This window comes from Microbacterium oleivorans NBRC 103075 (assembly GCF_001552475.1).
GTDB classification, from domain to species: domain Bacteria; phylum Actinomycetota; class Actinomycetes; order Actinomycetales; family Microbacteriaceae; genus Microbacterium; species Microbacterium oleivorans.
In genome coordinates this window covers 93,917-105,611 of record NZ_BCRG01000007.1, presented here as the reverse complement: position 1 = coordinate 105,611, position 11,695 = coordinate 93,917, and the positions used below count along the sequence as shown (strand labels likewise).

Here is an 11,695-nt window from a genome sequence, read left to right as displayed (position 1 = left end):
ACGCTCATCGACGAGGTTTAGGCTCGGCAACGATCCGTTACGACCCCGACCGAGGAGACATCATGAGCGTCACGAGCGAAGCCACCACCAGCTGGAAGGGCACCCTCTTCGAGGGGTCCGGATCCGTCGCCCTCGAAAGCTCGAACCAGGGACCGTTCGCGGTGAACTGGAAGGCGCGCAGCGAAGGCTCCACCTCGGTTACGACCCCCGAGGAGCTCATCGCCGCCGCTCACTCGTCGTGCTTCAGCATGGCCCTCTCGAACGCGCTGGCCGAGAACGGCACCCCGCCCGAGAGCGTGGAGACCACGGCATCCGTCACCTTCATTCCGGGGACCGGCATCACCGGCTCGCACCTGAACGTGAGTGCCACCGTGCCCGGCCTGTCCGCGGAGGACTTCGACCGCATCGCGAACGAAGCCAAGGCGGGATGCCCTGTCTCGGCGGCCCTGTCCGGCATCGAGATCACGCTCGAGGCGACGCTTGCCTGAGCGCCGCGTCGTCGTCTCGGGGGCATCCGGTCTTATCGGCCGTGCCCTCATCGACTCCCTGACGGCGGACGGGTACACCGTGACTCGTCTCGTCCGGCACCCGGCCCAAGGCCCCGACGAGGTCACCTGGGCACCAGGCGAGAAGCCTCTCGACCCCGCGGTCCTCGCCGGCGCCGAGGCAGTGGTGAACTTCAACGGAGCCACCATCGGTCGTTTCCCGTGGACCGCCGGGTACAAGAAGCAGCTCGTGTGGTCGAGGCTTCACCCGACCCGCACGCTCGCCCGCGCGCTGCGCGAACTCGGCGACGACGCACCGTTCCTCATCAGCTCTTCGGCGACGGGTTACTATCCGCCCGACGCCCGTGGTCGCACGTTCGACGAGTCCGGTCCCCAGGGTCGGGCGTTCCTCTGCGACCTCTGCGGTGAGTGGGAAGCGGCGGCGGTCGCCTCGGGTGCACGCACCGCGCTTCTGCGGACCGCACCCATCGTGCACCGCGACGGCGTCCTGAAACCGCTCCTTCTCCTGACGAAGGCGGGCCTGTCCGGACCCCTGGGCCGGGGCACGCAGGTGTGGCCCTGGATCTCCCTCGACGACGAGATCCGCGCGATCCGTCACGTCATGGACCGCGGCATCACCGGGCCGGTCAACCTCACCGGACCCGAGCGAGCCACTGCGAACGACCTGGGCTTCGCGCTCGCGCGGCGCCTGAACCGCCCGTACCTGCTGCGCGCTCCGCTGTGGGCGATCCGGCTGGTACTCGGGAAGGATGCTGTCGACGCCCTCCTGGCGAACGACACGCACGTCGTCCCGGCGGCGCTCCTCGAGTCGGGCTTCACGTTCCGGCATCCGACTGTCGAGGATGCCGTCGCCGCCGCCGTCTGATCCTGCCGGGCGCGCTCAGCCTCGACGCTGGGCGCGCTCGCGGGAGATCGCCGTGCGGATGGCTCCGCGCGCGCGCTTGCGGTCGCCCGCACCGTCGTACAGCAGTCCCATGCGGTACCAGGCCCGCCAATCGCTGGGATCGGCCGCCACGGCGTCTCGGTACGCGGGGAAGAGGGCGTCCGCTTCCGCCTGGACGGGACGACCGCTGGGGCGGAGCGTGAGCTCTTCTGCGGGCAGGGCGTCCTCGGCGGCAAGCCGCTCACCGAGGCGCTGGGCGCCGAGCCCGAAGCTCAGCTCTCGCCAGAGCGCCCAGACCGCGACGATGGGCAGCAGAACGAGGGCGACGCCCATCGCGATGCCGACGGGCTCCCCGCTCGCCACGAGCAGGACCGCGCGTTGCCCGACGAGGAAGATGTAGAGAACGAGAGTGAGGGCGACGATCCCGACGCCGATGCGCGTCCTCATCGAGCGGTCGCCGCGGCCGCCTGGCCTGCCACGTCGCCCTCGACGACCGGGACCACGGGGGCCGGCTTGGGCATCCGGATCCCGATGTCGATCATCGAATCGAGTCCCACGATCACGCCGGATGCGTCGCGCGCGGCCTCGAGGGCGACGCGGATGCCGGGAGCGTAGGCCGAGGCCGGGTCGATCGTGTCGTGCACGATGCTGAGCGATTCCCCCGGTCCCGACAGGATCGTCTCCTGCCGCGCGACGACACCGGGCCGGCGAAGCGAGTGCACGGGCACGCTCGCGATCTGCTGACCGCGGGCACGCTGGTCGACGTGGGGCGCCTCGACCGGACCGGCCTCGGAGCGAGCGGCCGCGATGAGCTCCGCCGTTCGGACCGCCGTCCCGCTCGGCGAATCGACCTTGGTCTCGCGGTGCGTCTCGACGATCTCGATCGAAGGGAAGAACGGGGCGGATGCCGCAGCCAGCGCAGAACCGATCACGGAGCCCAGCGAGAAGTTCGGGATGAAGACCGCGCCGGTGCCCGCGGCATCCACCAGCGGCCTCACGAGAGCGATGCGCTCCGAGGACCAGCCGGACGTGCCGACCAGGACGTTCTTGCCACGCTCGATCGCCCCACGGACCACGTCGATCGACACGGCGGGGATGGAGGCGTCCACGACGAGGTCGGCCGCATCGATCTCGGCCAGGTCGCTCGAGGAGCCGAGGATCGTGACCGTCTCGAAGCCGTCGGTCGCCGCGATGACCTCGGCGATGATGCTGCCGAGCTTGCCGGTCCCGCCCACCAGGGCCACGCGCGTCGTCATGCTTCCAGCCTAGGCGGGCAGGACGGTGACGATCGTGTCCCACGCGAGCTTGACGACCAGGAGTCCCAGCACGACGAGGAAGACGACGCGGACGAAGCCGTTGCCACCGCGCGTCGCCATCCGCGCCCCGATGAACCCGCCCGCGACGTTCGCGCAGGCCATGAGGAGACCGAGCATCAGGATGATCTCGCCGTGGACCCCGTAGACGATGAGCGCCGCGAGGTTGGTCGTCAGGTTGGCGATCTTCGCGTTGACGCTCGCCTGGAGGAAGCCGAAGCCGAGCACCCCGACGAGGAGGATGACGAAGAACGAGCCGGTACCCGGACCGAGGATGCCGTCGTAGAAGCCCACCCCGACGCCGATGACGCCCGAGCGCCAGACGACCGCCCCCCGCTCCGTATGGCGCGGTTCGTGGTGGAGCCCCATCTTCGGCCGCAGCAACGTGTACACACCCACGGCGACGACGGCGACGAGGACCACCGGCGTCAGGACCTCGCGGGGCACGTACCGCGACAGGGCGGCGCCGACCGCCGAGCCCGCGAAGGCGCCCGCCACGAGCGGGATCAGCAGGGTGAGATGCACTTTCACGCGGCGCAGGTAGACCCAGCTGGCCGAGAGGGTGCCGAAAAAGGAGGAGAGCTTATTCGTGCCGAGGATGAAGGGGGTCGTGACGTCCTTCGGGACGCCGATGACGAGAGCCGGCAACTGGATGAGGCCACCACCGCCGACCACGGCGTCCACCCAGCCGGCGACACCGGCTGCGACGACGAGGAAGAGGAGTGCGCTCGCGGAGACGGGAAGCCAGTCGGCGAGGAGAGGGCCGCTCAGCACCTCACACCGAGAGGATGTCGGGAAGGCCCGTCCGCAGCTCGACCGGCAGGTGGGCGAGGTCGTTGTGGGAGACGAGCGTCCACGGGCGCCCGGGGCGCTGGGCCAGCACGGTGAGACCGCAGTGCGCCTGGTTGATCGTCAACCACCGCCACTCCGGCGCCTGCAGCACTTCGCGCACGAACCAGGCGATGACGAAGTTGTGGGTGATGAGCAACTCGTGCGCGTTCGGACGGTGCGCGAGGAATTCCGCCGCGGCATCCGACATCTGCGCGGCGCCCGCGTCAGCCTCGGCTTCGGTCACACCACCGAAGAACGGCTCGTACACGTGGGGGGTGTCCGGTGTCATGCCGCTCGGCACGCAGTCGAATAGCAGGGCGGTCGGTTCGGGGTCGACCGAGGGCAGACGCTCCGCGACGGTGCGCGCCGTCTCGGCCGCGCGGAGGAGCGGCGAGTGCCACACGGCGGTGAGCGGAACGCCCGACAGCCGGTCGGCGAGGAGTTCGGCCTGACGGCGACCTCGCGGCGACAGTGGGCCGTCAGCGAGGCCGTGTTCCGCGTCGAGGTGTTCGCCGTGCCGCACCAGGTACAGATAGTGCGTCACGTGGTTGCTCGCTTCGTCGAAATGCACCGGAGGGTTCCCCCCGGACCACTTCCACCCTAAACCAGCCTCAGTCGGTGGCCCGTGCGATCTCGGCCAGGTGTGCCCGGCTCAGGTGCACCCCGACGCCCTGGACGAGCTCGTCGACGTGGGCGATCGCGTACGCGTTGACGATCGGCGCGACGACGATCCGCTGGGCGAGCAGCCAGGCGATCGCGACGGCGGCCGGCGGGACAGCCAGTTCGGCGGCGATGCGGTCGAGCGCGCGAAGCGTCCGCGCACCGCGGCGGTTCATGCTGGCAGCCAGCTGACGCCCCCGTACCGACCCCCCGACGCGGTCGCGAGCCCGGTGGAGACCCGAGAGATACCCGTGCTCGAGAGCCTGCGACGGGGTCACGGCGATGCCCTGCGCACCCGCCACGAGCCGCAGGTCGCCGTCGAACTCCTCGCGCCGGAGGACGTTGTAGGGGACGTCGAGGACCGTGAACCGGGGGTAGCCCGCGGCAGAGAGGATGCGGGCTTCGACGAGCTGGGCGGCGCGATATCCCGCGGCACCGATCGCGCGCACCTTGCCGGACTCCACGAGCCACTCGGCGGTCGCGAGCGTGTCCTCGAGGATCGCCGAGCGATCGGCCGAGGCATCGAGCGACAGGACGTCGATCCGGTCGGTGCCGAGGCGCGTGAGGGATGCCTCGACGGCGCGCACGAGGTTGATGGAACCGAGTCCCGGATTGTCCGCACCGCGGCCGACCCGAACGGAGAGGACGATGTCATCTCGGTTCCGGCGCGCGGCCATCCACTTCCCGATGACGTGTTCGCTGCGCCCGGCCGCGTAGCTGTCGGAGGTGTGGATGGCGTTGCCGCCACGGTCGGTGTAACGGTCGAGGATCGCGTGCGCGGCGGCGAGATCGACGTGCCACCCGAACTCGGCTCCACCGAGGATGAGAGGGAACACCGACGCGCCGGTCTCCCCCAGCGGAACACGGACCGCTCGTCCCACCGGTGCGCCGTGGACGGGAAGGGGGCCGGAGGGATGGATGCCGGGCACGGCCGTCGGCGACGTCTGATTCGCCGTCTCGAACCCTGCCATACCCGTCTCCTTGCGGAGCCCTCGAGGAGCGTGCGCCCACGGCCCTCGGATGTGCTCACTCCGAGGGTAAAGCAGCCCTCCGACGTCACGCGTTCACCCGGCCAGCAGCAGATGACGTTTCCATAACGGTTCGGAGGCCGGCCGTCGGAGGACGCTCGCGTCGACGACGAACGCCCGCCCTCCGAAGAGGACGGGCGTTCGTTCAGAGCGCGATTCAGGCTTCGGGGGAAGCCTCGGCCGGCGCGTCGCCGGCCGCAGCCGACTCCTCGACGACGGGCTCGAGCGAGAGCTTTCCGCGGTCGTCGATCTTCGTGATGCGAACGAGGATCTTCTGGCCGACACCGAGCACGTCTTCGACGTTCTCGACACGCTTGCCACCCGCGAGCTTGCGGACCTCGCTGACGTGCAGCAGGCCGTCCTTGCCCGGGAGGAGCGAGACGAACGCACCGAAGGTCGCGATCTTGACGACCGTGCCCAGGAACTGCTCGCCGACCTCAGGGTTCGTCGGGTTGGCGATGGCGTTGACCTGCGCACGCGCAGCCTCCGCCGAGGGGCCGTCGACAGCGCCGATGTACACGGTGCCGTCGTCTTCGATCGAGATCTGAGCGCCGGTCTCGTCCTGGATCGAGTTGATCGTCTTGCCCTTGGGGCCGATCAGCTCGCCGATCTTGTCGACGGGGATCTGCACGCTGATGACGCGGGGCGCGGTGGGCGCCATCTCGTCGGGAGCGTCGATCGCCGAGTTCAGAACGTTGAGGATCGTCAGACGAGCATCCTTGGCCTGGGTCAGCGCGGCGGCGAGCACCGACGACGGGATGCCGTCGAGCTTCGTGTCGAGCTGGATGGCCGTGATGAACTCGCTCGTTCCGGCGACCTTGAAGTCCATGTCACCGAGCGCGTCCTCCGCACCCAGGATGTCGGTCAGCGCGGCGTAGCGCGTCTGGCCGTCGACCTGGTCGGACACGAGGCCCATGGCGATACCGGCGACGGGAGCGCGCAGCGGCACACCCGCATTCAACAGCGACAGGGTCGACGCGCAGACGGAGCCCATCGAGGTCGAACCGTTGGAGCTGAGCGCCTCGGAGACCTGACGGATCGCGTACGGGAACTCCTCGCGGCTGGGCAGCACCGGCATGAGGGCGCGCTCGGCGAGGAAGCCGTGCCCGATCTCACGACGCTTCGGGCTGCCGACACGGCCGGTTTCACCGGTCGAGTAGGGCGGGAAGTTGTAGTGGTGCATGTAACGCTTGCTCGTCGTGGGCGACAGCGAGTCGATCTGCTGCTCCATCTTGAGCATGTTCAGCGTGGTGACACCCATGATCTGGGTCTCGCCGCGCTGGAAGATCGCCGAGCCGTGGACGCGAGGGATGACCTGCACCTCGGCGTCGAGCGGACGGATGTCGGCGAGGCCACGACCGTCCATGCGGACGCCCTCGGCGAGGATGCGGCCGCGGACGACGACCTTCGTCACCGACTTGTAGGCAGCGGAGAACTCGATCGGCGCACCGGCGGGGAGTTCCTCCGCCTCGACGGCAGCGATGAGCTCAGCCTTGACGCGGTCCTTGACCACGTCGTCGGCAGCCTGACGCTCCTGCTTGTCGGCGATCTGGTAGACGTTCACCAGGTCGTCGTACGCGCGGCCGGCGACGAAGTCGTAGACCTCGGAGCTGTACGGCGCGAAGACCGGGTAGACGCCGGGCTCACGCGACGAGGACGCGGCCATCTGGGCCTGGGCCTCGACGAGCTGCTTGAGGAACGGCTTGGCGGCTTCGAGGCCACCGGCGACGATCTCTTCGCTCGGCTTGACGGCGCCGCCCTTGATGAGGTTCCAGCTGTTCTCGGTGGCTTCGGCCTCGACCATCATGATCGCGACGTCGCCATCGGGCAGAACGCGGCCGGCGACCATGAGGTCGAAGACGGCCTCGTCGACCTGGGCCTGGTTCGGGAACGCGACCCACTGGTCGGCGTGCTCGCCGTGGCCGGGGATGAGCGCGAGGCGCACACCGGCGATCGGGCCCGAGAACGGGAGACCGGAGATCTGGGTCGACGCGGAGGCCGCGTTGATCGCCAGCGCGTCGTAGTACTCGCCGGGCGCGATGGACAGCACCGTCACGACGATCTGGACCTCGTTGCGGAGGCCGTCGACGAAGGACGGGCGCAGCGGCCGGTCGATGAGGCGGCAAACGAGGATCGCCTCGGTGGAGGGGCGGCCCTCACGGCGGAAGAACGAGCCGGGGATCTTGCCCGCGGCGTACGAACGCTCTTCGACGTCGACGGTGAGCGGGAAGAAGTCGAATCCCTCACGCGGGTGCTTGCCGGCGCTGGTGGCCGACAGGAGCATGGTTTCTTCGTCGAGATATGCGGCAACGGCGCCCTGCGCCTGCTGTGCCAGTCGTCCGGTCTCGAACCGGATCGTGCGGGTGCCGAATCGGCCGTTGTCGAGAACGGCTTCGGCGGCGGTGATTTCTGGACCTTCCAAGAGGTCTCTCCTTCTTTGTTTAGACTCGCACGCGCGTTTCGCGCACGAGATCATGCGAAGGAGCGGGAACAGGCAGATATGGGCGCGCGGATCTGTCCGCGAAGACCGCCTGCGCTGGCCACCAGTCGAAGATCACCATCCGCCAGAATCGGGATGGGAATCCACCACAGGGGACCAGCTTCCTGCCGGGCCTGCTCCATGAGCTCACTGTGAAGTTGAGCGGATGCCGCGATGATAACCGCGGGCAACCCGACCCAGCCTAACAGCGGACCCCCTTCTGTGCGTATCGTGGCGGGATGAGCGACGACGAGAAGACCGCGGATGCGGCATCCGATGACATGAAGCGGAAGTTCCGCGAGGCGCTCGAGAAGAAGAACTCGCGGAGCCGTCAGGGTGAGGCCCACCTCGACGGAGACTCCTCCGTGCACGGGACGCACGGCGCCGTCACGAAGCGCGAGTTCCGACGCAAGAGCGGCTGAGCACGATACGACGAAGGCCCGGATGCCGAGTGGCGTCCGGGCCTTCGTCGTCTCGGTGTGTCGCTCAGCCGTCCACGTCGGCGCGGCGAGCGCGGGCGCGCTGCTCTTTAGCCTCAGCCTCGGTGAGCGCGGCCTCGTGCAGCCCGGACGTGTCGACGGCGCCGGTGTCGTCGGAGACCCCGTGGCCGGTCAGCGTCGCCTCGTCGAAAGGCCGCTGCCCCGTCAAGACCGCCGTGACCTGCTCGCGGTCGATCTGCTTCGTCCACGTGCCGATCAGCAGGGTGGCCACGGCGTTGCCGGTGAAGTTCGTGAGCGCGCGGCCCTCGGACATGAACCGGTCGATGCCGACGATGACGCCGACGCCGTTGACGAGGTCGGGACGGTATGCCTGCAGACCGCCGGCGAGCGTCGCGAGGCCGGCTCCGGTGACACCGGCAGCCCCCTTCGAGGCGATGATCATGAAGACGAGGAGACCGATCTGCTCGGGGATCGACATCGGGGCTCCCATACCGGCGGCGATGAACAGCGATGCCATCGTCAGGTAGATCGCGGTGCCGTCGAGGTTGAAGGAGTAGCCGGTGGGGACCGTGATTCCCACGACGGGCTTGGAGACACCCAGGTGCTCCATCTTTGCGATGAGGCGCGGCAGGGCGGACTCGCTCGAGGACGTGCCGACGATCAGGAGGTACTCCCGGCCGAGGTACTTCATCACCTGGAAGATGTTGATCCGTGAGACGGCGTACAGCAGGGTGCCGAGAACGCCGACGATGAACACGATGCAGGTGATGTAGAACGCGACCATGAGCAGACCGAGGCTCAGGATGGCGGCGACACCGGTCTTGCCGACCACCGCGGCGATGGCTCCGAAGGCGCCGATCGGGGCGAGCCAGAGGATCATGCCGAGGATGCGGAAGACGAGCGCCTGCAGGTTCTTGACCGCGTTCATGATCGGCTCGCCGGTGGTGCCCATCTTCTGCAGAGCGAATCCGACCAGCAGAGCGATGAAGAGGACCTGCAGCACGCTCTCACCGGTGAACGCGCCGAAGAACGTCGTCGGGATGATGCCGAGGAGGAACTCCGTCGTGGTCTTGGCTTCGGGCAGCGACCCGGTGTCGTACTGCGCGTTCTGCATGTTCAGGCCCTCACCCGGGTGGATGATGTTGCCGACCACGAGGCCGATCGCCAGCGCGAACGTCGACATGGCCATGAAGTAGAGCAGAGCGAGACCGCCGATGCGGCCGACGGTCGCCGCCTTGGCGATGGAACCGACGCCGACGACGATCGTGCAGAAGATGATCGGCGCGATCATCATCTTGATCAGGTTGACGAACGCCTTGCCGATCGGCTCGAGCTCGACGGCGAAAGTCGGCCAGACCAGCCCGACGACGCAGCCGAGGACGACGGCGATGATCACCGAGACGTACAGCCAGGTGTGCTTGTCCCAGGCCTGCTTGCCGCGGCGTGGGTTGTATCCGGGGAGCCGGAACGAGGATGTGAGGGCCATGATCTCTCCTGGGTGACAGTCATTGTCGGGGCCGACTGCTGTGTCGACGTGCATCAGCGTGCCCGTGCAGCGACCGGGGCCGCAGTTGTGGTCGTATTGGTCGCAGACGAGGAAGAGGAGTGCGCCGTGGCACAGTCGGGCGGAGCGAGCGCGGCATCCCGCGTCTTCATCGCCGTCGCCGCGGCCGTTCTGGTGCTCTGCCTCGCGATCGCGGGCATCCTCCTCTGGGAGGGTCAACGCGCTGCGCGCGCCGAGGCGGAGCGCGTGACCCGCGCCGTGGCGGAGACCATCGCCGACAGCACCGGAGTGACGGATGCCCTCGCCCGAGGGGATCGTGCGGCCGCCACGCGGGCCCTGCAACCCGAGATCGAAGCGGTCATCGCCGACGCCGACGTCGACTTCGTCACGATCATGGACCCCGCCGGCATCCGGATCACCCACCGCGACCCCGCTCGGATCGGCGAGCCCTACATCGGGACGATCCCGAGGGGGACCGGCACCCTCACGGAGGAGTTCACCGGCACGCTCGGGGCGTCGGTGCGGACGATCGTGCCGGTCGTCTCGGACGGACAGGTCGTGGGACGGGTGTCGGTGGGTGTCACGATCGGATCGATCAGCGAGGCGCTCGGACCGCGCATTCTCGCCGCCGTCGCAATCGCCGTCGTCCTCGCGGCGACGGGGCTCGCCGGCGCGCTGTTCGCCCGCCGGGCCACGCGGCGGGTGACGGGTGACCTGCCCGCAGGCGCCGTCCGTGACGCGGTCTCGTCCTACGAGTCGATGCGCACGCTCGGCGAGGCCCTTCGCGCGCAGACGCACGAGCACGGGAACCGTCTGCATACCGCGATCGCCCTTCTCGAGCTCGGCCGCACGAGCGATGCCATCGACCTGCTGTCGGAGGACGCACGGCAGAGCCAGCTCCTCGTCGACCAGGTCACCGCACGCCGCGAGGGTGATCCGACGGTGGGGGCGCTGCTGCTCGGCAAGGCGTCGCAGGCGGGCGAGCGCGGTGTCGAGTGGCGCGCACGCATCGACGCCGACGCGCCCCGCTCCGTCCTCTCCCCCGTCGACGCGGTCTCGGTGATCGGGAACCTCATCGACAACGCGGTGGACGCCGCGGCTTCGGGGCCCGCGCCGCGGTGGGTCGACGTCCGCATGACCCGGACGGAGGAGGACGAGTTGGCCGTCGAGGTCGCCGACAGTGGCACGGGAATACCCGCCGAGATCGCCGACCGGATCTTCGAGCACGGCTTCTCGACGAAGCCGGCAGGCCGAGGTGGGCGCGGAGTGGGACTCGCCCTCGTCCGCGCGATCGTCGACGAGGCCGAGGGTACGCTCGCCCTGACCGCCCACCCGACGACGTTCCGTGTCATCCTCCCCCGGCGGGACGCATGATCGGCGTGCTGATCGTCGACGACGATGCCCTCACCCTGGAGCTCCACCGGCACTACGTCGAGCGCCTCGAGGGATTCGAGGTCGTGGCGGAGTCGACAGGGGCCCGGTCCGCGGTGGCCGCTCTCCTCGACAGCTCCCGCGCCGGCGACATCGACCTCGTGCTGCTCGACATGACGATGCCCGACGGCTCGGGGCTCGATGTCCTCCGGCACCTTCGCGCGCACACGGGAACGGTCGACGTCATCGCGATCACCTCCGTCCGGGACGCCGAGGTCGTGCGCCAGGCCATCGCCCTCGGCGCGGCGCAGTACCTCGTGAAGCCGTTCACGTACGGCGATTTCCAGGAGCGGATGCAGCAGTACCTGCGCTTTCGCGAGCAGGTCACCCGGGCCGCAGGGTCCGCGACCCAGGCGGAGATCGACGCCATGCTCGGGGCGCTTCGCACCTCACCCGCGCCCACTCTCCCGAAGGGCCTTTCGGCCGACACCCTCGACCGGGTGAGCACCCTGCTGCGGACGCAGCCGGCATCCGCTCGCGAGGCGGCCGACCGGCTCGGGATGTCGCGGGTCGCCGCGCGACGCTACCTCGAGCACCTCGCCGACGCGGGCCGTGCGGAACGCGCACAGCGCTACGGGACCCCGGGGCGACCCGAGACCGAGTACCGCTGGTCGACGTGA

General features: G+C 69.3%; 12 protein-coding genes. 5 read left to right on the top strand and 7 right to left on the bottom strand.

Annotation, left to right across the window (positions count from 1 at the left end; translation table 11 throughout):
• Positions 1-62: 62 nt before the first annotated feature.
• Both MO1_RS08655 and MO1_RS08650 read left to right on the top strand, forming a co-directional pair.
• A complete protein-coding gene (locus MO1_RS08655; RefSeq protein WP_036313670.1) occupies positions 63-488 on the top strand; it encodes an OsmC family peroxiredoxin in 426 nt (141 codons plus the stop codon).
• On the top strand, positions 481-1,371 hold the full coding sequence (locus MO1_RS08650; protein WP_060915805.1) for a TIGR01777 family oxidoreductase: 891 nt from the start codon (positions 481-483) through the stop codon (positions 1,369-1,371). The genes MO1_RS08655 and MO1_RS08650 overlap by 8 nt, the downstream gene beginning before the upstream one ends.
• 15 nt (positions 1,372-1,386) lie before the next feature.
• On the opposite strand, the gene MO1_RS08645 is transcribed toward MO1_RS08650, so the two are convergent.
• The 6 genes from MO1_RS08645 to MO1_RS08620 form a co-directional block, all read right to left on the bottom strand.
• Positions 1,387-1,836, bottom strand: a complete 450-nt coding sequence (locus MO1_RS08645; RefSeq protein WP_036313665.1) for a tetratricopeptide repeat protein — start codon at positions 1,834-1,836, stop codon at positions 1,387-1,389.
• Entirely contained in the window at positions 1,833-2,645 is an 813-nt protein-coding gene (gene dapB, locus MO1_RS08640) for a 4-hydroxy-tetrahydrodipicolinate reductase (RefSeq protein ID WP_036313662.1), read from the bottom strand. Before dapB ends, MO1_RS08645 begins: the two co-directional genes overlap by 4 nt.
• Before the next feature lie 9 nt (positions 2,646-2,654).
• Positions 2,655-3,476: a sulfite exporter TauE/SafE family protein gene (locus tag MO1_RS08635; RefSeq protein WP_036313661.1), complete on the bottom strand. Its 822-nt coding sequence runs from the start codon at positions 3,474-3,476 to the stop codon at positions 2,655-2,657.
• Between the two features lies 1 nt (position 3,477).
• Positions 3,478-4,077 (bottom strand): histidine phosphatase family protein, encoded by a 600-nt coding sequence (locus MO1_RS08630; RefSeq protein ID WP_036313875.1) that lies wholly within the window; start codon positions 4,075-4,077, stop codon positions 3,478-3,480.
• Positions 4,078-4,144: 67 nt separating this feature from the next.
• Positions 4,145-5,164, bottom strand: coding sequence for an aldo/keto reductase (locus MO1_RS08625; RefSeq protein ID WP_036313660.1), 1,020 nt, complete (start codon positions 5,162-5,164; stop codon positions 4,145-4,147).
• A 214-nt stretch (positions 5,165-5,378) separates the two neighbouring features.
• Entirely contained in the window at positions 5,379-7,643 is a 2,265-nt protein-coding gene (locus MO1_RS08620; protein ID WP_060915804.1) for a polyribonucleotide nucleotidyltransferase, read from the bottom strand.
• Between the two features lie 296 nt (positions 7,644-7,939).
• On the opposite strand from MO1_RS08620, the gene MO1_RS08615 reads away from it, so the two are divergent.
• Positions 7,940-8,122, top strand: coding sequence for a DUF5302 domain-containing protein (locus MO1_RS08615; RefSeq protein WP_018187186.1), 183 nt, complete (start codon positions 7,940-7,942; stop codon positions 8,120-8,122).
• A 64-nt stretch (positions 8,123-8,186) separates the two neighbouring features.
• Here the strand turns inward: MO1_RS08615 and MO1_RS08610 are convergent, their stop codons facing one another.
• The gene (locus MO1_RS08610) at positions 8,187-9,626 is read right to left on the bottom strand and encodes a cation:dicarboxylate symporter family transporter (RefSeq protein ID WP_036313655.1); all 1,440 of its coding nucleotides are present in this window, start codon (positions 9,624-9,626) and stop codon (positions 8,187-8,189) included.
• Between the two features lie 126 nt (positions 9,627-9,752).
• Here MO1_RS08610 and MO1_RS08605 point away from each other — a divergent pair, with 126 nt between their 5' ends.
• Both MO1_RS08605 and MO1_RS08600 read left to right on the top strand, forming a co-directional pair.
• Positions 9,753-11,018 carry a sensor histidine kinase gene (locus MO1_RS08605; RefSeq protein ID WP_036313653.1) on the top strand — a complete coding sequence of 422 codons (1,266 nt, stop codon included), beginning with the start codon at positions 9,753-9,755 and terminating at the stop codon, positions 11,016-11,018.
• Entirely contained in the window at positions 11,015-11,695 is a 681-nt protein-coding gene (locus MO1_RS08600) for a response regulator (RefSeq protein ID WP_060915803.1), read from the top strand. The genes MO1_RS08605 and MO1_RS08600 overlap by 4 nt, the downstream gene beginning before the upstream one ends.

Bases quoted from the DNA above. Each gene is read 5' to 3' on its own strand.
- MO1_RS08655 (WP_036313670.1), top strand. From the start codon at position 63: ATGAGCGTCACGAGCGAAGCCACCACCAGCTGGAAGGGCACCCTCTTC.
- MO1_RS08645 (WP_036313665.1), bottom strand. From the start codon at position 1,836: ATGAGGACGCGCATCGGCGTCGGGATCGTCGCCCTCACTCTCGTTCTC.
- dapB (WP_036313662.1), bottom strand. From the start codon at position 2,645: ATGACGACGCGCGTGGCCCTGGTGGGCGGGACCGGCAAGCTCGGCAGC.
- MO1_RS08625 (WP_036313660.1), bottom strand. From the start codon at position 5,164: ATGGCAGGGTTCGAGACGGCGAATCAGACGTCGCCGACGGCCGTGCCC.
- MO1_RS08615 (WP_018187186.1), top strand. From the start codon at position 7,940: ATGAGCGACGACGAGAAGACCGCGGATGCGGCATCCGATGACATGAAG.
- MO1_RS08610 (WP_036313655.1), bottom strand. From the start codon at position 9,626: ATGGCCCTCACATCCTCGTTCCGGCTCCCCGGATACAACCCACGCCGC.
- MO1_RS08600 (WP_060915803.1), top strand. From the start codon at position 11,015: ATGATCGGCGTGCTGATCGTCGACGACGATGCCCTCACCCTGGAGCTC.